Source organism: Verruconatronum alginivorum, assembly GCF_056590205.1.
Genome location: NZ_JBWPVQ010000001.1, coordinates 2,069,697 through 2,090,991, shown reverse-complemented (window position 1 = coordinate 2,090,991; position 21,295 = coordinate 2,069,697). Strand labels below are relative to the sequence as shown.

The 21,295-nt window shown below is 59.2% G+C and carries 9 protein-coding genes; 1 reads left to right on the top strand and 8 read right to left on the bottom strand.

The features are described 5' to 3' along the window. Positions 1–55 precede the first annotated feature (55 nt). From ACWUI2_RS07355 to ACWUI2_RS07345, 3 genes are all read right to left on the bottom strand, one after another. On the bottom strand, positions 56–4,567 hold the full coding sequence (locus ACWUI2_RS07355) for a Kelch repeat-containing protein (RefSeq protein ID WP_486982209.1): 4,512 nt from the start codon (positions 4,565–4,567) through the stop codon (positions 56–58). Positions 4,568–4,644: 77 nt separating this feature from the next. Continuing rightward, positions 4,645–10,197 (bottom strand): delta-60 repeat domain-containing protein, encoded by a 5,553-nt coding sequence (locus tag ACWUI2_RS07350; protein WP_486982208.1) that lies wholly within the window; start codon positions 10,195–10,197, stop codon positions 4,645–4,647. 401 nt (positions 10,198–10,598) lie between these two features. Next, complete coding sequence (locus ACWUI2_RS07345; RefSeq protein WP_486982207.1) at positions 10,599–11,450, bottom strand: helix-turn-helix transcriptional regulator; 852 nt, start codon at positions 11,448–11,450, stop codon at positions 10,599–10,601. Between the two features lie 625 nt (positions 11,451–12,075). Here ACWUI2_RS07345 and ACWUI2_RS07340 point away from each other — a divergent pair. After that, a complete protein-coding gene (locus ACWUI2_RS07340; RefSeq protein WP_486982206.1) occupies positions 12,076–13,368 on the top strand; it encodes an alkaline phosphatase family protein in 1,293 nt (430 codons plus the stop codon). Positions 13,369–13,556: 188 nt separating this feature from the next. Here ACWUI2_RS07340 and hisB read toward each other — a convergent pair whose 3' ends face one another. The 5 genes from hisB to ACWUI2_RS07315 form a co-directional block, all read right to left on the bottom strand. Beyond that, on the bottom strand, positions 13,557–14,153 hold the full coding sequence (gene hisB, locus ACWUI2_RS07335; protein WP_486982205.1) for an imidazoleglycerol-phosphate dehydratase HisB: 597 nt from the start codon (positions 14,151–14,153) through the stop codon (positions 13,557–13,559). Next, on the bottom strand, positions 14,135–15,229 hold the full coding sequence (gene hisC / locus ACWUI2_RS07330; RefSeq protein WP_486982204.1) for a histidinol-phosphate transaminase: 1,095 nt from the start codon (positions 15,227–15,229) through the stop codon (positions 14,135–14,137). The genes hisB and hisC overlap by 19 nt, the downstream gene beginning before the upstream one ends. Before the next feature lie 101 nt (positions 15,230–15,330). Then, positions 15,331–16,629, bottom strand: coding sequence for a histidinol dehydrogenase (gene hisD, locus ACWUI2_RS07325; RefSeq protein ID WP_486982203.1), 1,299 nt, complete (start codon positions 16,627–16,629; stop codon positions 15,331–15,333). Positions 16,630–16,942: 313 nt separating this feature from the next. Continuing rightward, positions 16,943–17,356 carry a hypothetical protein gene (locus tag ACWUI2_RS07320; protein WP_486982202.1) on the bottom strand — a complete coding sequence of 138 codons (414 nt, stop codon included), beginning with the start codon at positions 17,354–17,356 and terminating at the stop codon, positions 16,943–16,945. After that, complete coding sequence (locus ACWUI2_RS07315) at positions 17,356–18,576, bottom strand: RHS repeat-associated core domain-containing protein (RefSeq protein WP_486985052.1); 1,221 nt, start codon at positions 18,574–18,576, stop codon at positions 17,356–17,358. The genes ACWUI2_RS07320 and ACWUI2_RS07315 overlap by 1 nt, the downstream gene beginning before the upstream one ends. Positions 18,577–21,295 lie beyond the last annotated feature (2,719 nt).

Genomic DNA, 21,295 nt, shown 5'->3' with positions numbered 1-21,295 from the left:
GCCTTGGACTAACGCGAAGCTGTCGCGAAGATGCGTTTAAGTTTAAGATTCCGCCTCATTCGTGGCCGCGTGATTCCAGCCGGAAGAATGCCGCTTCGTCCGGCACGGTGAAGAGGAACTCCAGATCGCCTTGCTCGTTGAGAGTTGCGCTCGTGCCGGGCGCGTCCATCGGGAACGGATCGAAATTCACCAGATCCGTTGATTTTTTCACGGTGATCGTGAGCGTGAACCGGCCCTCGGAATCCCTGGCCAGCAGGGGCGTGCCCACATGCAAGGCTTGGATCTGCAGGAGCGAATAGAGACCATAGGCGTTGGGCGCATTGAGCACCGTGTCGATGCCAGTATTGAGGCTACCATCATACTGAGCCTGATGGTAGAGACCCGCGCCGTTGGCATGGTCGAAAAGAATGTTCACGAGCTCGGGTTGGCTTACCTCCCAGTCGAAACCCAAGGCGGCCAATTGGAACTCTGCGGCATCGTTGAGACCGTCTCCATCGCTGTCCTCGGCGAAAGAGAGCGACCGGCCCGTTAGCGTGATGTCAAAGGGCCCGTCATCCGGGTCGTTGCTGGCGATTCGCAGCAGCGCCGTCTTGACTCCGCTGTTCCGGGGAGCGAACTGGACGGTGAAGGTAGTGGTGACGCCTGGCGCGACTTCCGCGGCGGGGCTGACGACGACGTCGAACTCGCCCGCATCGCCACCCTCCAACGTGATGTCCGCCACGGTTAGCATGACATTACCGGTGTTTCGGATCGCAAACACCATCACCGGATCCAAGCCCATGAAGATCACCCCGAAGTCCCTGACGTCCCCGGACGTCAATGCGCTCCCGACCGGTTCTTCCACGATGATATTGGCAATCCCCGGAGTTATCAAGGCGATGGCTTCGCTGGGAATACCGTTGGTGAAGACCGTGACCAGGGCAGGCCCCGGCGAAATCGTAATCGGCACCGAGGTGAATTCCGTGTCGGAAAACCTTTCGTTTGCGTCGGGCAGTAGAAAAACGCTGTGCCCGTTATCGAGCCGGCGAACCTTCGCCAGCGGATAATTGGTGGAGGAATTCTGCGAGCCGTTGCCGCCGGTGGCCCCTGAAATCCCCCGGAATCCGGACCCGGTGAGAATGAGTCTTCCGGTCGTGTCGAAGGAAGCGGTTGTGATCCGCGGTCGCCAAGCTTGGGAGAAGCCCAAGCCCGCATCGTAGCGTTCCGCGCTGGATAGAATATTCCCGCTATTGCTGCCCCCGGCGATGAGGACATTGCCACTTGGGAGCAAGGTGGCGGTGTGACGCAAAGGCCCGCTTGCAAGATCCGGCGATGGACTCCAAGTGCCTGTTGCAGGATCGTAGAGTTCCACCCTGGTATTGAAACCGCCGCTATTGTTCCCCCCGGCAACGAGAACTTTGCCACCGGGCAGCAGGGTGGCGGTATGAAGTTGACGCGGGCTTGCGAGGTGGCCGGTGGCACTCCAGGTCCCTGTGACCGGATCGTAAAGCTCCACGCTGCCAAGATAGACAACCGACTCGTTGAATTGAAAACCTCCCGCAATCAGAACTCTGCCATCGGGCAGAAGTGTGGCTGTGTGGTTATGCCGGGCGTTTTCGAGATCGCCGGTGGGGCTCCAGGTACCTGTGACCGGATCGTAGAGCTCCGCGCTGGCGAGATAGAGCGAAGTCCCGTTGAATTGAAATCCTCCCGCAACGAGAACCTTGCCGTCGGGCAACAGCGTGGCGGTGTGACCATTCCGCGCGGTAGCGAGGTCACCCGTGGCGCTCCAGATGCCTGTTTCCGGGTCGTAGAGTTCCGCAGTCGCGAGATAGACGATGGTGCTGCGCCCCCCGGCAACGAGAATTTTGCCGTCGGGCAGCAGCGTGGCGGTGTGGCCATTCCGGGTGGTGCCAAGGTTCCCGGTCGGGCTCCAGGTCCCGGCGGCCGGATCGTAGAGTTCTGTCGTGGCGAGAGAGACGCCGCTGGCATTGACGCCGCCCGCGGCGAGCACCTGGCCGTCCGGTAACAGCGTGGCGGTGAAGGCTTCACGCGCCACGGAAAGGTTGCCGCTCGCATGCCACAAGTCTGTGGCGGGATCGTAAAGTTCTGTGCTGGCGAGAGCGCCTCCGCTGTTATTGCCCCCGGCAGCGAGGACTTTGCCGTCTAACAGAAGCGTGGCGGTATGAAAGCGACGAGCCGTGACGAGATTGCCCGTGGTTTCCCACGCGGGAACGGCTGGTTCGAAGAGTTCCGCGGTGTTCGCCCCCGCCCCCCCGCCCCCAACAAGCAGCACCCTGCCGTCGGCCAGCAGCGTGGCGGTGTGGTTGGAGCGTGCGAACGCCATGGATCCGAAGGCACTCCACTCCCCGGCGGCCGGATCGTAGAGTTCCACTGTGTTCGACTCCGACCCGCCCGTGACGAGCACCTTGCCGCTTGGTAGTAACGTGGCGGTGTGCGCTCCTCGTGCCACGACAAGATTGCCGGTGGCGCTCCAATCATTGGTGGCCGGATCATAAATTTTCGCGATGCTGGACGATGAGCCACCAAAAAATCGACTTCCTGCGACCAGCACCCTGCCGTCGGGCAATAACGTGGCGGTGTGGTCTGAATGATTTTGCCCGAAGTTTGCGGCCAAACTCCAAGTACCTGTGTCCGGATCATAGATCTCCGTGGAAGAGCGGTTGGAAGGTATGAATGTTGTTATCCGAAAGCCTCCTGCAACGAGGAGTTTCCCATCGGGTAAAAGCGTGGCGGTATGTTGTTGCCTGGCCTCCACCAAGTTACCCGTGCCAGTCCATGTGTCCGTTTCGGGATCGTAGAGTTCCGCAGTTGTCAAAGTGATGCCAAGCAGGGAGGTGTCGGCGACCCACCCCCCCGCCACAAGCACCTTACCGTTGGGCAGCAGCACGGCGGTGTGGTAGGAGCGGGCTCCAATCAACCCGCCTCCGCTGCTCCAGATGCCGGTGGCCGGGTCATAGATTTCGGCAGTCGTTGTAGCCGCTCCGCCCGCGACGAGCACTTTACCGTTGGGCAAAAGGGTAGCGGTGTGATTCGAGCGCGCGGTGACCATGGAACCGGTGCCGCTCCAGGCGCCAGTATCCGGGTCGTAGATTTCCGCGGAGTTCGAACCCCCACCTGCGACCAGTACCTTGCCGTTGGGCAGCAGTGTCGCGGTGTGACCACTGCGCCCGATGGCCATGGAGCCGGTGTGGGTGAATCTGGTGGCGGGATCGGCCGGGAAAGAAGCGATATCCCCCGGGTCGGTTCCGGCCAGCCATTCTTCCTCGTTGGTAAAACCATCGCCATCCGAATCCGCGCCGGGAAGGGCATCTTCACCGGTCAGGCCATGGGAAAGCGCCCACTCCCCGTAGAGGTCGCGTCCCGTGAAGTGGAGTGTGAAGTCCGGGGTCTCCGGATCGTCGCTCTGCACGGTCAGTTCCCCCGAGGCCTCGCCAAGATGAGCTGGCGCGAAGCTTACCGCGAAAGCGGTCGATCCTCCCGGCGGGACGGTTAGGAGCATGGCCAAATCATCCAGGAGGAATTGCGAGGACGGGGCCCCATCGCTGGAAATTCCGATTGCGGAAATGTTGAGATCCCCACTCCCGTTGTTGCGGATGGTGAAGGTTTCAGATACCCCGGTTTCGCCGATGGGAACAACCCCAAAATCGACAGAATTGCCGGAAGCGAGGATTGCCTCGCCTTTTTCAAGCGCGAGTGCGGGCGACACGGGAATCGGGGCTGGCGGGGAAACCGCAGCCCAGGTTCGGCCCGCTCGGATTTCGTCTACATACACGGAGTTGGCTCTCCATGTGGAGACCAGCCGGAGCCAGTCGAAAACGAGCGTGGAGCCGCCGTCGGAGTTGTGGATGGCCGTGGCTCCGGTCGGGACGGATCCATTGCCAAAACTCGCCGGAGCGGGGTTCACCCACATCGAAAGCGTTTGGGACGAGAGGTTATTCCGCACCAGTCTGAGCACCACGAAATGATCGGTGTTCAACGGCAGGTCATTTGTAAACGTCACGCCGCCACCGCTGGTCGAGCCTTTCAAAATACTCATGCGAAAGTTCCCCGACTGATTTCCATTGTTCAGGCGGACCGTTGCATAGCCATTCGATTTTCCAAAACTGAGCAGGTCCTGGAACGTATGGGTGCCCATATCCTCCACGCGGATGATGAACGAGAGCCAGAATTCCTCGCCGTTAATGTTCAGCGCCACCTCCGGGATCGGCCGGTCGGCGGAACTGAGCGCATTGACGTCGTTGGGTTGGGCGATTTGCACCCGGTTGCCGGTCCCACCGGCCAGTCCGGCGATGGAAAGTGAGCCCTGCTCAAACGTTATGTCCACTCCGCCGCCTCCAGACAGATTGCCCAAAGACCACGGAGGCGATTCCTGCAGAATCTGATCTACCGGATAATCGAACGCTTCGTGCAAAACCAAATCGGCCGAGGCGGTCAACGGTAAGACCAACAAGGCGGCGAGAAGGCCGCGGTATCGGCGGCGGCCTAAAAAATAACGCCAAAGGCGTGACGGTTGATTCGGTTTTACGGAATCCGACGGAACGATCTGTTTGACTGGAGTGATCATAGTGGGTTCGTATGGAGTTATCGAATACGATCGGAAAGAGGCGCTCACTTATTGTTTGCCAGATTGTCAGGCACGGCCTAACGGGAACGGCTTTGGAATTCGTCGTCGGTGCTGCGGAAGGTGAAGTTGCCGCCGGTCATTTCGTATTTGGTTCTTCCGCGGTCGTTTCCCGGCATGTAGAGGAGGATTCCGGTGCGCGAAATACTGGCGGATGGAGAGGGGTAATCGTGAAACTTCAAAGGTTCCCACATGAACCAGCCCCGCTCGCCGGAGCGCGGGCGGGACGAGTGGAATCCCTTGGACATGAAATACCAGCGGATCGCTTCCATGTGGATGGCGGCCTCCTGATCGTAAAAGGGGTTCAACACCGCCCCATAAAGGCCGATCCAATCAGGCTTGAGGATGATGTGGGCAGCCAGGTTCCACAGGTAGTCCGCGTCATGGCTGGCACCGTGGGAAATGATGTAGCTGGATTCGACATACTCGAGGGCGATTCCACGATCAAATGCTCCGGCCTGTGGGTTCTCCTCGCCGGTCATCTGCCGGAACATCGACTGGGCGCGGTGCGTGGGGTAGCGGGGTCTGCCCTCGATCAGCAACAAGTTCTCGGACAGAAACGCGTCGAGAAGGGTCAAACGGTTCGGGCGTGGGAGGACGCGTCCCGGATTGTGAATGAGATAACGGTGGACGGCGAACGCCCCGGTTATGACAAGGCCCGCACCGGTGGAGTGCCCGACGAGGTGAACGGACTTGTCCGGGGCGGTGTCCGCGATGCCGTTGAAAGCAATGGCGTATTCCTGGCGAAACAAGTCGGAGACATTCATCCCCGCCGGAATGGGGTAGTAGGCGTGAGCATCCCAGTAGGGATCGCGGAACTCCATCCCGGGGTTGGAAGCGCCGAGATTATTGGGGACGCGCGCGCGGAAGCGCATGCCTTCGTGTTCCGGCGCTGGCAGCATGAAATACTTGGGTCCCGTCGAAGTCCAGAGTTTGGCCTCAGCGCGATAGGGTTTCTCCTTCGGCCACATTTCCGCGATCTCATCAGCAAACTGGTTCCAATAGAAAACACCTACATTGTAGCCCGCTTGCTTCCAATATTTCAAAAGGTTCCAGGGACCGGTGCAGGCATGTCCCACGCACGATTCGGGGTTCTGGATATCTGTCTGAGCAAAGCCATTGGTGATCCGGAATCCGCCGGCATGCCGGAAGTGAAAGTTTTCGCGATAACCCGCAAGGGAGGATTCCGGTGCCCAGCCATGGATGTAGATGACAGTAGGCCGGGCCGGGTCGAAGTAATCGGTGTTTTGGTACCGGTTCGGACTTTGATCGGCCTTGAGGCCGTGATACATATCCTTGTACCAATAGAATCCGTAGTCCAACTCAGTGAAGTTCTGCCAGTGAAAGGCGGGCTGACCGACGCGGAAATCCCGTCGTCCGGTTGACGGACCGACGTTCACGGACTGCCCAACGGTATCCGTCAGGCGGAGGAAGTAAGCGTTGCGAAATGTTTGTTTGAGGGGCCCGCCCATGCGAATGCGCCGTTCCGCGGGGACGGTAAGAAGGGTCGGTTGGTAGTCCTCATTGCGGAAGTAGAATGGAGGACAGAGGAACTCAACCGTTCCGTTTTTCGCCGGGACCACGAATTGATCGACGACGCGCCCGTCGGCGACCCGGACGATCTCGATCCGCTCGCCTTCGACAAGGTCGCTGTAAGTGACGCGGATCCTTCCGGTATCGGTTGCGACCGGGGTCATATCGATGAACTCGTCGGTCACCGGAAAGGTGGTGTAGGAGCCCGGCTCGAGAAGCGTTGCGGTACCGGGCTCCAGCTGGAGCTGCGGTTGGGGAGTGCGGCTTATTCCAAGTCCCAGCGGGCTGAGGGGGCGCACCCGCAATCTCCAGGGAGCTTCGTCGCGGGTGCTCGTATCGCCATCGAAGTCTGTTGCCTCCACTATAAAATGAAGGATGACGAGTTCTTCGACGGAAAGGGCGGGCAGCGTGACCGATCCAGTGTAGAGGTTGCCGGTGGTAAAGACTCCGTGGACGCCGATATCTTCGGGATCAATGCTTTCATTTTCCTCACGGTCCCGGTCGCCGGGGCGTCCCAAGCGGACGGGAAATCCGGCAGGCTGTGGATTCGATTTCACACCCCGCGCAGCGCCCGCGTAAACGTAAACTTCTTTTACGGCACCCGATTTCTCTTGGCCCACGTTCCCTTCTGTCACTTCCGCTTGAAACTCGATCTTTGTCCCGGCCTCATAGAAATTGTCGAGCAGCGGCGGGTTTGCGACCAGATCGCCGATGACCGGCCCGACCTCGGCCACACCCGCCGAACCGGCAAATATTGGCCCGTAGATGGCTGAAGCCTCGATCCTTTTCTTCGTGCCCGGCCCGTAGGCAACCCGTGCCCGCAAGTAGTAAACCCCTTCCTTGGTCACGACGAACCCCCGGGTGTATCCCTCGGTCAGGGGATCCATCGTGCCGAGGGCCGCCCATTGCGGCGACCCTTCCTGCCGGATTTCAAGTTGGACCAGGTCGATTCCGTCCGGGTGGGTGATATCGAATACCGCTTTGCGGGGATGGTCAACGACAAGGAACCGGTCGTTCAACATCCATTCGGAAACAAGATGGATGGAGGGAAGTGGAACTTCCTCCGGCACGAAAACCGGCCCCAGCACATTGGATTCGATGGACGTTTCGTTTTCGGTATGAGAAACCCGAAAATGATAACTCTGACCGGCCGGCAGACGCCGCATGACGATTCGCCAGTAATCGCTGTCCGTTTCCGCCGGTTCCATATAAACTTCCCCCGGATCAATCGCAGTCCAAATTTCACCATCGAATGAAATGGAGACAACGAGATGACCGTCCCAGCCAGGAGGCGGACGGTATTCCAGTTCGACGCCTCCGTTATCCGGCATGTTCGTCCCGGAAAAGGCATCTCTCCAACGGAGGGGCAGTGACGCGGGATCGGGTGGCGGCAGTTGAGTCACACGCACCCGCCCAAAAAGACGCTGCTTCTCTTCGTCGGATCCGAAGGGATCCACGGCCCTGACAAGATCATAACCATCGACCGAACGCTCCACCTGTTCGAAGCCGGCGGGCAACCATGGAGAGGCGGTCCCGCCAAGATCGGCATGAAACTCCGCGCGCACATCCAAATCGGAGGTGCCCGGTGCGGGCCTCAAGTAATGGATATAGAGATGACCGTTGTCGGGCTCGGCCACGGGAAGCCCCGCCAGGGCATTCACCGGAATCGCGGGATTGCGCATCGCTTCGGTGATTGGACTACGGGTGAAGGCGACGGGAGGGAGATTGAAGGCATACTTCTGGGACAGCGTCAGACCGTCGCCCGCCAGATTGCCAAGAGGCGGAGGGGTCGCGGGATCAAGGTCCCGGGAGAGAATCCACGCGGCGAGCGTGTTGACGGGGGCGGAAGGAGAAACCGAAGCCCACGACGGGCCGAGGCGCAGCCCGTCGAGCAGAACCGACGCATACGAATCAACCGAGTTCAGGACCACGGTCTCGATTTGATCGATCACCGCCGCGCCGGTAAGTGTCAGCGAGGGCTCGGTTGCTGGGGCGGTCCCCTGCCCGAGCGATGCCGGGCTCGGGTTGATCCAAATGGAGATTGAGCGATCGGCCGTGTCCGTGCGGTCGAAGCGGATAGCAACAAAATGGGTTTCGCCAGCCGCTATATCCGGTGAACTCACCAAATCTTTGCTGTCACCCCCTCGGGTGAAGGCCAACTTGAAATTCCCGGCGGCTGCCCCCGTCCGTGTAAGATAACAGCGTGATTTATCGAAATCTCCCCCCGTATTGGGACCGACGGCGAGTATCTGACGGGCTGGCGAATCCGCGGGGAGCGCGCCCTCGACGCGGAGGAGGAAGGACAACCAGGCCTCGCGACCGTCGCTGATGAGGAACGGGGTAATGGGATGTTCGTAAGAGCCGAAGGCCTGCTCCGAATTAGGCGTGGCCAGTTGCACGCGATTCCCGGTTCCCTGCCGCAGTGCCGGATAATCAAGCGATCCAGTATCGAGCAAAACGGCAGTTCGACCGCCCTGCCCCATCCCGCTGGCCTCGCGCCAGTGCCCGCCACTCGCAAGGTCCGATCCAACCGGATAACCAAATCCCTCATTCAGATAGAATGGGGTCACGCGCCGGTGCAGTCCCGGACTCGCACTGTGAAAGCCGCCGGCCGGGCGCCCGGTCAGCCGCACAAGACTGCCTCCGGGGAGATTCGGAAAATGCCAGTTGGCGCCGTTGAGGAGTCCATGAACGGGCGGTTCCCAACCGGCGTTATTGAATCGTTCGAGGGTCGCGGTGGTAAAGGCCGGAGCGTATCCACCGCGCTCCCAAATCAAGCTGTGCGGATCAGTCGCATCGACGCGGACTCGATCGATATCGGTGTTGAACGCCCCGCCAAGATCGGCGAACCGGGCGATGCGGTTGCGACTGGTCCCGTCGATCCCGGTGAATTCCCCGCCTGCCCAGGCCCGCGCCGCGCCATCCTCCGGAGACACCGCGAAATGCAGTGTCCGAACCGTGCTGTTTGGATTGTGATTGAAATCGCCCACAATCCCGCCTGAACCGTTCAACAGGACAAGTCGGTCGCGGGCCGAGCCTCCCGCAATCGTAAAGTTACCCCCGACCAAAAGGTGGCCGTTCGCGGCCAGCGCGATTGTATCGACATTTCCGTTATTGAGGGTCGTTTCCGGATTGAAACTCGAGTCAATCAATCCGCTCGCCTGCACCCGCGCAATGCGCCTCCGGGCTGTGGGTACAAGTGCACCGTTCGGGCGCAGAGAGGTAAAGGCTCCGCCAAGGAGAATGCGCCCATCGGGTTGCACCAGCACGTTGGAAACCCAGCTACTGGCATTCGGGTCGAATCCGGAATCGACGGAGCCGTCCGGTTCCAGACGAGCGACCCGATTGCGGTTAAAGGAAGTATTACCCGGCCCGCCCGGTTGCAGGCTGGTGAATTCTCCGGCGATGACCAGCCTGCCGTCGGGTTGGAGGGCCATGGCATAGATCTCGGCCGATGGGCGCGGATCAAAAGCGGGATCGTGCATTCCGGTAATGGGATCGAGTTTGGCGATACGTGTCTGCGCCGCGCCACCGACGCCCATGAAGCTGCCACAGACGTAGAGCGTGCCGTCGGGTGCGATGACGATCGCGCGCACCGGGCCGCTGAAGTCCGGGTTGAATTCATCAAGCAACCATTCGCTCCCGCTGCGCACAAACCGAGCCAGGCGATTGCGCGTCACCCCGTCCACCTGCGTGAAAGTGCCGCCGATGAGGATGCGGCCCGCGGCATCCGTCGCGACGCACCACACGGATCCTCCGGTCACGGCGAAATTGAAATCCGGATCCACGCTGAAATCCTCGCGGAGGCGCGCCACGCGCTCGCGTGTATGCCCCCCGAGAAGCGTAAAGGATCCGGCTACGATCCATGAACGCTCACCGTTGTCATCGGTCTCCACGAGGGCGAAAACCGACCCGTTCGCATCCATCCGGAAATCGTCGAGCGTGGCGCCCCGGCACGGCACCGTGATGAAGAAAAACACGGCGGTGAAAAGCCAGATAAAGGAGAACTGTTGGATGAGTTGAGGAAGGTGAGGTTTCATGAGGTTGCAAACCGATCGACGCGAATTCCGGGAGTCATATTACATCGGCGAGCGCGGATGGAATCGAAGGGCACTTGCCGTGTTTGACCTTAAGAATAACGAGAGCGTAAGAGCACCCACTGCGGCTCCTTGTGTAAATTAAAAGTAAACCAGCAGGCGCGATGATAGCAGGAAGCCACCACCCCGTCTATGACCCGAAGGGTGTAAAATGGGCCGTTTTTATAAAAAAAGGGTCTGGGTCGCGTTGGGCGGGAGTGGAAGCAGCCGAAGGCTGTAAGCGCCGCCTCCTCGTTTTTCATCAGGTCACGAAACCGGTCGTCGCTCCAACCAAGATGAAAATCGTCGATCTCCGGGATCATCCAGAGAACGTGGGACACCAGCGGAAAACAGGCCCGGCCAGTTCATGCGCGAAGCAGTGCCAGAAGGCGAGCCCGACCGGCCGCGCCGGTTTTCTTGTAAATTGACGAGAGCTGTCGTTTGACCGTCTCCGGGCTTTTCCCCGTGCGGGCCGCCAGTTCCCGGTTGCTGAGCCCGTCGCCCAGCAAAAGCGCAAGCTCCTTTTCTGCAGGCGAGAGACCGGCCGTTATCACCACCCACCCTGCCGGCACGACCGCCGCCGGACTTCTTACCTCTTCAAAGCGAACGAAAAACAATGGCATTGCTGCCGCTATTGTCTGGTGCAGAGGACGAATAATAGCCAAGAGCATCTCGTTTCGCGGATGCCTCACCTCGATTAACGGCCCGTTCTTTAACTCTTCGTAATCGCGCAATCGCACCAAAATCTCGCCCCGCAATCGCTTAACCGCGTCAGCGACAGAAGCGGGAAGTAGAAACCCCCTCCGTTTCTTCTTCAACATTCCCGCGTTCGGATCCTCCCACAAAACCGCGAATCTCTGAGCGGCTTCATTCCAATAAAGCGGCTGAAGGTTCCAGTTCAGAATCACGCCCGGCAACAAGAGCTCGCGAAACATTTGGATCAAAAACAACTGAACCGCCTGCTGCGTTTGCGCGGCAGTGACCCGGCCAATGGCGGCTTCGACAAACGGCCTCGCCTGCTCGATCCGTCTCACTTCCGCACCGGTAAATGGCCCGTCGCCCGCCTCCCGAAAAACAATCACAGAGCCTATGGTCCGGCGACTACACATGAAACGGACCGCCAACATGCGCCTCCAACCTCGCGGCTCCATCACCTCCCGGATCAACCCGTCGAGCGCGGCACTGGGAAACCGGTTTTTGACACAGTCAAACGACATGATCTCCGGGGACCCAATTCCCGCGAAAAGAGAGCGACTGCTTTTCGCGATCCGCATTCCCTCCCCACTCGACAATCCTTCTGTTCGATGAATGGAAAGCGGTCGTCCTCCGACAAAATTAAGCAGCAGGCAGCAGGCGTCGGAGGGGCCGAGATTCAAAAGCGACTGAATCGCTTGCCAAAGTTCCCCGGGATTAACAGCTCCGTGCAATGCCTGCGATGAGAACCCAGAAGTTGAAACAAAAGCAGGAGTCCTAATTCGCCCATTCCCTGAATTCACCGGCGACTCGCTTGACAGATACTTTCTCGCCCGACTCATGCTGATACAGGATTTTTCCGATCTGGTGAACCCGCAGTCAAAATTGCTTATGGATGACGCCATTTACATGTCAATATAATGTTTCCCCCATGAAAGTGACGGGGCGACTCGGAGGTCATCCCTCCAAGAAGCGATGGCTATAGGGTGGGGATCGGCTCAGTCCGGTCCGCTCTGGATGGTCCGGTGCGGAATCACTTGTTGGTCGGCCAACTATTCCCCCGGCAAACCGAATTTCGAAAAATCGGTTTGCCGGTTTTCCTCTTTTCCTCCTATCCTCCTTCTAGAACGATCAACTAAACCTCTCCCCATGCCCCTCGTCTATCGCCTCTCCGCTGTCGTCTATCTCTCCCTCGTCTATTGTCTATCGGCTATCGCCTATGCGGCCGACCGGCCGCCCGCACACACCGTCTTCTGGATCAGCGTCGATGGCCTGCGCCCCGATTACCTCGACCGCGCCGACACCCCGTTCTTTGACCGGCTCCGCGCCGGCGGCGCCTTCTCCGACGCGATTAAACCAGTCTTCCCCTCGGTCACCTTTACCACCCACGTCTCCAAAGCAACCGGCGTGAAACCCGAAGAACACGGAATCCTCGGCAACGCTTTCTACGACAACCGCGACGAAAGTTTCCACCGCTACCCCGGCGACTCCGCCCTCCTCGAAGCCGAACCAATCTGGATCACCGCCGCCCGCCAGGGAATCCGCACCGCCGTCCTCGACTGGCCGCTCGCTCACAACCAACAAGGCTCCGTCACCACCGCCTATTTCGGTCCCCACTACGAGCGCGGCATTTCCGACGAACAACGGCTCAACCGGCTCCTCGACCTCTGGGAAAACGACGACCACCCCGAACCACTGCAATTCATTCTTGGATACATCGTCTCCCCCGACAGCGCAGGCCACCGCCACGGCCCCGACGCCCCCGAGACAATCGCCGCCGTCGAACGGGCCGACCGCATCCTCGCCTCCGCTTTCGCCCGCGCCGAAACCATCTGGCAAAAGCAAAATCCCGCCCCGGACGACCGCCTTTTCCTCATCCTCTCCTCCGACCACGGCATGAGCCGCGTCCACACCCTCGTCCACCCCGGCCATCTCACCGGACTCGAGGGGCGCGAAAACGTGCTGATCATGACCACCGCCAACGTCGCCCACATCCACCTCAACCGAATCCGCACCCCACGCGAACGCAACCGGATCATCAACCAGACCTTGGCCCGTCTTTCCGAATTCGACTACGTCTCCGCCTACCGCCGCGAAGAGATCCCCGAAAGATGGGGCCTCCGCCACCCCCACCGCACCGGCGACCTCCTCCTCGTCCTCGACACCGGCCACACCTTCTCCCGCCGTCCCTCCGGCATCGAACAGTCGCCCGAAGAATCCGGCGGCCCCCTTGGCATGCACGGCTACGACCCGGACGAAAATCCCGAGATGCTCACCCCCCTCTTCATTTACAGCCACCCGGAACCAACCGCCCCCCACGACCTCGGCCCCGCCGACGCCTTGCAACTCCACGCCACCATCAGCGAAATCCTCGGAATCACCCCCGCCCCCGCCGCGCGTCCGGATCCGATCCCCACTTGGCAAGCCACCCCGGCTCTTTGACAACTCGTCCATTTGCCTCCCTCCCTCCCCGGAACGAGCCGACACACCCCACCATGCTCGCGCACGGTCCCCCCCTCTCAAGAGGGGAACTTTGGGTACGCTGATCCCCTCTAGAGAGGGGGGGACCGCTCGCCAGAGCGGTGGGGTGTGTTCCCGTTCCCCTCCCCCCTCGAAGAGAACCCCGAAACCTACAACGCCCCTTTGCTCGACGGCAACAAATCCGCCGCGCGCGGTTCGAACTGGGTGGCGACGTCCAACGCCTTGGCGAAACACTTAAAGAGGCATTCCGCGATGTGGTGCGGTTCCTCCCCGTATTCAAGTTTCACATGCAAATTCACCCCGGCCGCGTTGGTGAAGGCCCGGAAAAACTCTTTCACCAACAGGAGATTGAAATCACGTACCAGAAAATTCGGCGCTTCCACGTCATAGACCAGCACCGGACGGTTGCTGAAATCGAGGGCGATCCGCGACAGACATTCGTCCATCGGCAAAATGAAAAATCCGTATCGGCGGATCCCTTTTTTGTCGCCGACCGCTTCCCGGAACAACTGTCCCAAAACCAGGCCGACGTCCTCCACCGTGTGATGATAATCGACCTCGATGTCCCCGTCGGCCTCGACCTCAAGATCGAACAGGCCATGCTTCGCGAACAACACCAGCATGTGATCGAAAAACGGAATGCCGGTGGCGATATTCGCCTCCCCGCGGCCATCCAGATTCAACCGCATCCCGATCTTGGTTTCGGCGGTTTCCCGCCGCGTTTCTGCTATGCGTCCTTCTGCCATTGCTCGATTGTTTCGGCCAGGATCGACATCTCCGGCTCGCTGCCCACACTGATTCGCAGGAACCCGGAGGTCAAGTCATGACTCGGGAAGTAACGCACCAACACCCGCCGCTCCACCAAAAACCGATAGAGCGAGTCCGCCACTTCTTTCCCCGCTTTCCCATCGCGGTCCCGCGGCTCGGTGAACAGAAAGTTGGCCTGGCTCGGATACGTGAACCATCCCCGCCCCTCGAGCTCCTTCCGATAAAAATCGCGGATCCATTTGATCTTCCCGACCACCGCCCGGAAATACTCCTGGTCCTGCAACGCCGCCAACGCCCCCGCCTGCGACAGACGGTTGACATTATAACTGTCCCGCATCCGGTCGACCACCCCGATCAAGCCGGGATCGCCGAGCAGATAACCGACCCGCAACCCCGCCAACCCATACGATTTCGAAAAGGTCCGGGTGACACACAAATTCGGATACCGCCCCAACAACTCCACCGCGTTCTCCTCCGCGAAATCGCCGTAAGCTTCATCGACCACCACCAACCCGGAAAACGCCTGCAACAGCCGCTCGATTTCTTCGTTCTCGAAACCGACCCCGGTGGGAGCGTTCGGCGAGGTGAAAAAGAGGATGTTGGCCCCGGTCGCGGCGAGCTTTTCGACATCGAGCCGCATGCTCCGGTCGAACGGAACCTCGACCGCCCGCCCGTCCTGGATCGCCACCAACACCGGATAGAGCGAATAGCTCGGAAAAGCGAACGCCGCCGCTTTCTCCCGGCTGCAAAAGGCCCGGGTCAACAGGTTGAGCAAATCGTCCGATCCGTTCCCGATGCAGACATGCTCCCCGCCCGGCAATCCATGATGGGCCGCCACCGCCTCCCGCAACCGGCTACTCCGCGGATCCGGGTACAACCGCAACAATTGACCCAACTCCCGCTGGATCGCCTCCTCCACCCGGGGACTCGGCGGATACGGATTCTCGTTGGTGTTGAGCTTGGTCCACCCCGTTTCCTTCGGCTGCAACCCCGGTGTGTACGCATGCAACCCCCGCACATGCGGCAAGGCCAAATTCTCGAAAAACTCGTTCATCTCAGAAAAAATTGAACCGCAGATATCGCTGATTATCGCAGATCCAGCTCAGCGATATTCGTGTTTATTCGTGTCCATTCGTGGTTACCCAATCCTTCGTTTCACCGCTGCTCGAAGCGGATCGTCGCGGACCGGCCATGGGCGTCGAGTTCCTCCATCCGACTGAACTCCTCCACCGTCGGAAGCGCTTTCTTCAAGCTCGCCGAACCATACTCCACCAAACTGGTCTTCCGCATGAAATCGCCCACCCGCAATCCGCTGGAGAATTCCCCGCTCCGCCCGGTTGGCAACACATGGCTCGGTCCCGCCACGAAATCGCCCAAGACCGTCGGTGTGAAATCGCCCACGAGGATTGAGCCGGCCGTAGTAATTTTAGCCAGACAGGCCGCCCGGTCCCAGCCCGATAGGTGCAACTCCAAATGCTCCGGCGCGACGTAGTTCGCCGCCGCGATCGCTTCCTCGATGTCCCCCACCACGATCCCGACATACCCTTCCTTCAGCGCGACGCCCAACACGTCGCCATGTTTCAACGTCTTCGCCTGCTCCTCCATCTGACGTTCAACCTGGTCCAACATTTCCTCCGAGGTCGAGACGAGGTAGATTTTTCCGTTCGGCCCATGTTCGGCCTGGGAGAGCAGATCGGCGGCGACGAACGCCGGATTAGCCTTCGCTCCGGCGATCACCATCACTTCGCTCGGCCCCGGGAGCAGATCGATGCCGACCCGCCCGAACAACTGCCGTTTGGCCTCCACCACGTAGGCGTTCCCCGGACCGAAGATCTTGTTCACCGGACGGATCGTCCGGGTGCCGCACGCCATCGCGGCGACCGCCTGCACCCCGCCGATCCGGTAAACTTCCTCCACGCCGACCATTTCTAACGCCGCCAAAATCTCCGGCGCCACCTTCCCCTCCGCGTCCGACGGAGTAAACGCCGCGATCTCCGGCACCTGCGCGACCTTCGCCAGCGTAGCGGTCATCACCACGGTCGAGACCAACGGCACTCGACCGCCGGGAACGTAGATCCCGACCCGCTGCAATGGAAAATAAAGTTCTCCGACCGTCGCCCCGTGACGATTCTTCCGCTTCCAATTCCGCGGCGCCGCCTGCCGGGCAAACTCGGTCACCGACCGGATCGACTCCCGAATCGCCCGCCTCTTCGCGGGAGCCAACCCCTTCCGGGCCTCGGCCAACTCCTCCGGCGAAACCCGGAACTTCGCCGGAGCCAACTTCGCCTTGTCGAATTTCGCGACATAATCGCTCACCGCCTTGTCGCCCCGTTTCCCGACATCGGCGATGATCCCCCGCACACTCTCCGCGACCTGCTCCGACGCCCCCGCGTTACGGGCAAACCGATCCAGCGTGACGAAAAACCTCGGAGACGAAAAAGATAAACGCTTCATGAAGGCAGCAAGCTTGCCCACCTCTTCCGTCGCTGGCAAGGAGAACGACAGCCCCGCCGACCTAATCCGAAAACCGCCGACGCTCGACCGATTCCGCCCGTTGATAAGGGTAGGAACGGGGCCGAATCCAGCTGACTTGCCGCGGAATCGTACAATAACACCCTATGTCAGGTCTCGCCCCCGCCGAATGATCTCGGATCATGGCAGGCGGGATAAAGGCGGGATTGGACATAGGGTGATGTTGTGCGCTGGAGCGGCTTTCGATTTCACCAGGGGCGGACCAGCCGCGACCAGAGAGCGGGAGGGCGGCCGATTACGCCCGGTTGCCGTTGTCCGTGCTGGGTATATTCATTGTTAAGAACATCGAAATGCTCAGCCTGACCAGTTCCGAACTATCCCGGTGAATCCATTCAATCGACTTGTCCGAACGAATGACCAAAACATTTCGCCTTCCATCATGATATGCGATAATGTCACGACGTGAGTTATCTATGTGCTCGCCCGTAACAAATTGCCAGCGGTTCAAATCGAGGGAAAATCCTTCTTCTTTAATAAGTCGCTGTTGAATTTCATAGGGTGTGTCCTCTGTAATCTCTTCCTCAATCATGCGTGCTAACCAAACAGCCTCTGCCTCAGATCGTGCAATCTCAATACGATCAGAAATGAAAACTACGCCAACCAGGAATAGGCACACCACAAACACTCCCGCTAATATCCATCGTATCATTAGTGAAGGAAACCCGTGGTAAACCCATCCCCAACCCGTCCAAAGTCGCTCCGGCTGGCAGTCTTTCCGCATGGTTCGCAATGCTCAAAATCCGATCCAATCGCGTCATAGGAATTAAATGGAAGAAACGACCAAACCGGAAGGTTAACCCGCGACCTTCGAACCACCGAATCTAGATTGCTTGCATTTGGATCGCGATTCATCCTTCGATTTAGGCGGTAGCCAATATTATAGGCCCCTTCTTGTTCAGGTCCTTCAAAACCTTGCCCTTTTAGCAGATTATTTACACCCGCTCCAAAAGCTGCATCTGCCTGAAAAATCCCCAGTGCATTCGCAACAAATCCGAAAAGAATGTTATTCATTACGGTAGATCGAACGCACCTGTTCTCAAAATAGACCGTACCTTGGCAACTAGATGTTCCGCACCCTTCTACGCCCCCACCATACCAAAAATCGATATTAATTCCGATCCTGTTCATCGTTCGAAGACCATCAATAGGTCCGGTCAACTTGGAATCCAGAGTCTGGAGGTGACCTAAAATTGACCGAAGGTATTGATAAAAAATATCTGTTACATCTGGTCCGCATTTACAAGCAGACAATCCCAAATAATCCCATTGATTCACCGGATCATTCCCGACAAACCCATACAGGTTCAAGCCTCCCTGTTCCTCGATTGGATCCCTGTTCAGCCACCGCCCCATTGACGGGCTATAGTATCTGAAGCCGTAATAATACAGGCCGGTCTCCACGTCGACGAATTTGGAGCTGAAACGCAACGGGTTCGCCTGGGCCATCGAGCCGGTGGCGCGGAGGGGTTCACCGAAGGGGCCGTATTCGTAGCGGGCGGCTTCAGTGCCGTCGAGGGCGGCGATCAGGTTCGTGATGTTGCCGTTGCCGTCGGATTGGGCGAAGTAAAAGGCGTCGTTGTCGGTGTGGTCGCGCAGGCCGAGGAGGGCGCCGGGGGTGGCGGTCAGTTCGTACTGGCCGTGTTCGGAGGGTCCCCAAAGATAGCTGCGGATCAGGGTGTCGGTTTCGTCGATCTCGGCCAAGAGATTCCAGTTGTTGTAAAGATAACGGGTGACCGACACCGGCACGAAATCGTTGGCGACGTCGTCCCACTGCAAGACCGATTTGCGGATGCGCCGACCGTCGGAATCGTAAGCGAAATCGAGCTGTTGACGCACCAATGACGGCGGGAGGCCGGGACGGGTTTCCATCCGGACCAGGCGGTTTTCGGCGTTCCAAATGTAATCCCAGCGTCCGTCCTGGAGCAGGTTGCCGTCGGTGTCGTAATCGAACGACTCCGGGGTTCCGGGCTCGAAGACTTCTCGTTCGGCGTCGGAAACGTGATTCTTCGGTTCAACTCCGTCTTCGATTTTCACGCCTCTAATTTGGATGGTTTCGTGAACCGGGCCAGGACCGTTATTGACCGGATATTCGGCGTAAAAGAGAGCGTCCTGCCGAAGAGTCGGTCGTTGATCGACCGTCACAGTGGCGTCGGGATCGGCCGTGCCGAAGATATGGATGACTCCCGGGACGTCGCGCTTCTCGTATTGGTTCAAGAGGTTCGCCGTATAGGAGGACGGGGTTGCGTTGCGGACCGCCAACGTCCGGTTCCCAATCGTGTCGTGGGTGAAAGCGAAGTCGTGGCCGAGAACCTTTTGGCCGTTCGGACGATGGCGCCTGGCCGATTCGAGCTGTCCGAGGGGGTCGTATTTCCAACGCCAATAATTATCGTCCTCAGTCGTGACCTGCTGGCGCTGGTTGGCCGCGTTGTAATCGTAAACGAAGGAGGCGGCCGATGAGCCGATCGAAACGAGGCGGTTGAGGGCGTCGCGCTGGCGGGTCACCTCATGCCGCAAGGTCTGGTCATGATAGAACTTGGTGTTGGCGATCATCCGCGAATTCGGCTCAATGGTGAAATCCGCCCGGACCGGAAGGGCCGGAACGGTCAAATCCGATACGGAGGCAATATGAGGCCGCCCGGTCGCGTAGTCAATCTCCTGGGCGACGATGGTGGTCGAACCTTCTTTGAGGGAAATGCCGGTCAATCGGTTAAGACTGTCTGAATAATCCCGGCGCAGGGAGAACCCGGCCAAGATGCAGTCGGTCCATTTTTCCTCCTCCAATTGCCAATGGTCCGCGTAGGTGAAGGTCCGAGCCGAGACCAACGTATTGTCCCGGGTTTCGGTGACCGATTCCCGGAGACCCCGGCGGTCATATTCGATTTCGACGTCGGCGGCGCGGAGTTCCGGATCGATGGTTTCGCCGGAATAGGTGATCGATCGGAGCTCGCCGGCCGTGGTGTAGCCGTAGGTGGTGATCGGCCCGCGGTCCCAGGCGCGGGTCTTCAGACGGCCGAGCGCGTCATAGGTGTAGAGGGTTTTCTTGCCATCCTCGTCGACCTTCTCGATGAGCCATCCACGGGCGGGATCGTAGCTCCACGTGGTCACGGCCTCGATCGTTCCGTCCTGATTGCCCGCAACGTCGTAATCCCGCCAGGTTTTCATGGTGCGCATCCGGCCTTGGGCGTCATAGGTGTATTCCACCGGATACGTGCGGCTGCCGGAGACCCGCCTGACCTGGCCGGTCGGCCAGTAGGTGGTCAATGCCTCGGTGTTGTCCAGATGATTCGTTTTGCTCCGGCGACCGCGTTCGTCATATTCGAATTCCGTGACCTGTGGGACCCAGCCGACTTCCGAGCGGGAGGGATCAGGGTCGGGCGTGGTGATGGTTTTTATCTGGTCGTCGTCGAAATAGGTGAATTCGGTCGGGCCGTTGCGGGCATCGATCTGTTTTTTGACTCGCTTGTGGGAGTCATATTCGTAGGTCACCGCACGGAGTTGGGTGTTGTCGGTGGCGTATTCAGTTTTTGATTGCAGACGTCCGTCCAGAAACTGCTCGATAATGTAACTTTCATCGGGTCGCTCTGTCCGGACCGTGCGTCCGCCGGTGCCATCAAGAGTGACTTCCGTATGAGTGGTCAGTCCAAATTGGGTCGTCCAGGTTTCGCGTCCTCCAATGGAGGTTTCCATGATGGAGACCACTTCCGGCGAATCCGACCCATTGTCGGGCCAGACGCGGGTCGTGGTGCGATTGCGGGGGGTGCTGCCGACATCGATCCATTCCCGTGCGGTTTGGGTAATTCGGGCGGTCCCGGTTTTGAGGCTGTCGACAATCCAATTTTCCGAATCGATGGTGTGGTCCATGTCAATCACGGTGTATTCGAGTTCACCCAGATCGCTGTAGGCAAAATAAGTGATCTCGACTTCCGGCCCGGTTGTTTCTGGAGAGGGACCTTTGTAGATACGAACCAGTTGGCCTTTTCCGTTGTAGCGGCGTGATTCGATGGTGCCGTCCGGATACTCGGTTACGACGTGTTGCCCGAGCATGTTTCGGCGAGATTCAACCCATTCCTCTCCGGAGCCACCCGCCACGTGCCGGACTTCCCGGGTCCAGGTTTCATTTGCGGAGGTGACGCCGTAATCGTTCTCGATCCAGCGAGGCGCAGCAATCCCGCTGACCTCCTGGAGACGTCCATCACGAAAACTGGTCTCGATCACGGTGCTTTCATCTGGGAATTCGGTTGTCCGGATCCATTCTTCGTTCGCGGGATCAATTCCTTCAAAGTAGAGGGTTCGGGAATCGATCCCCATGGCGTTTTGAGACCAGATTAGCCGGCCGGCGATGTCGAAGCTTTGTTCGTTGACGACGATTTCAGAGGCGGCGTTTTTTTGCCGAATCGTTTTCGTCCGTCTTCCGGCGGCGTCCAGTTCGTAATCATGCGAGACTCCGGCTCGCTCGGTCCAGGCCAGACGCCCTATAAGATCATACCCGTTTTCAGTGATGATTCCCTCCCGGTCTTTATGCCAGCGCAGGTGACCGCAGCAGGTGTATTCCTTTTCCTCGACAGTGCCATCCAGATTGGTGATTTCG

Bases quoted from the DNA above. Each gene is read 5' to 3' on its own strand.
- ACWUI2_RS07355 (WP_486982209.1), bottom strand. From the start codon at position 4,567: ATGATCACTCCAGTCAAACAGATCGTTCCGTCGGATTCCGTAAAACCG.
- ACWUI2_RS07350 (WP_486982208.1), bottom strand. From the start codon at position 10,197: ATGAAACCTCACCTTCCTCAACTCATCCAACAGTTCTCCTTTATCTGG.
- ACWUI2_RS07345 (WP_486982207.1), bottom strand. From the start codon at position 11,450: ATGTCGTTTGACTGTGTCAAAAACCGGTTTCCCAGTGCCGCGCTCGAC.
- ACWUI2_RS07340 (WP_486982206.1), top strand. From the start codon at position 12,076: ATGCCCCTCGTCTATCGCCTCTCCGCTGTCGTCTATCTCTCCCTCGTC.
- hisB (WP_486982205.1), bottom strand. From the start codon at position 14,153: ATGGCAGAAGGACGCATAGCAGAAACGCGGCGGGAAACCGCCGAAACC.
- hisC (WP_486982204.1), bottom strand. From the start codon at position 15,229: ATGAACGAGTTTTTCGAGAATTTGGCCTTGCCGCATGTGCGGGGGTTG.
- hisD (WP_486982203.1), bottom strand. From the start codon at position 16,629: ATGAAGCGTTTATCTTTTTCGTCTCCGAGGTTTTTCGTCACGCTGGAT.
- ACWUI2_RS07320 (WP_486982202.1), bottom strand. From the start codon at position 17,356: ATGATACGATGGATATTAGCGGGAGTGTTTGTGGTGTGCCTATTCCTG.
- ACWUI2_RS07315 (WP_486985052.1), bottom strand. From the start codon at position 18,576: ATGGAAACCCGTCCCGGCCTCCCGCCGTCATTGGTGCGTCAACAGCTC.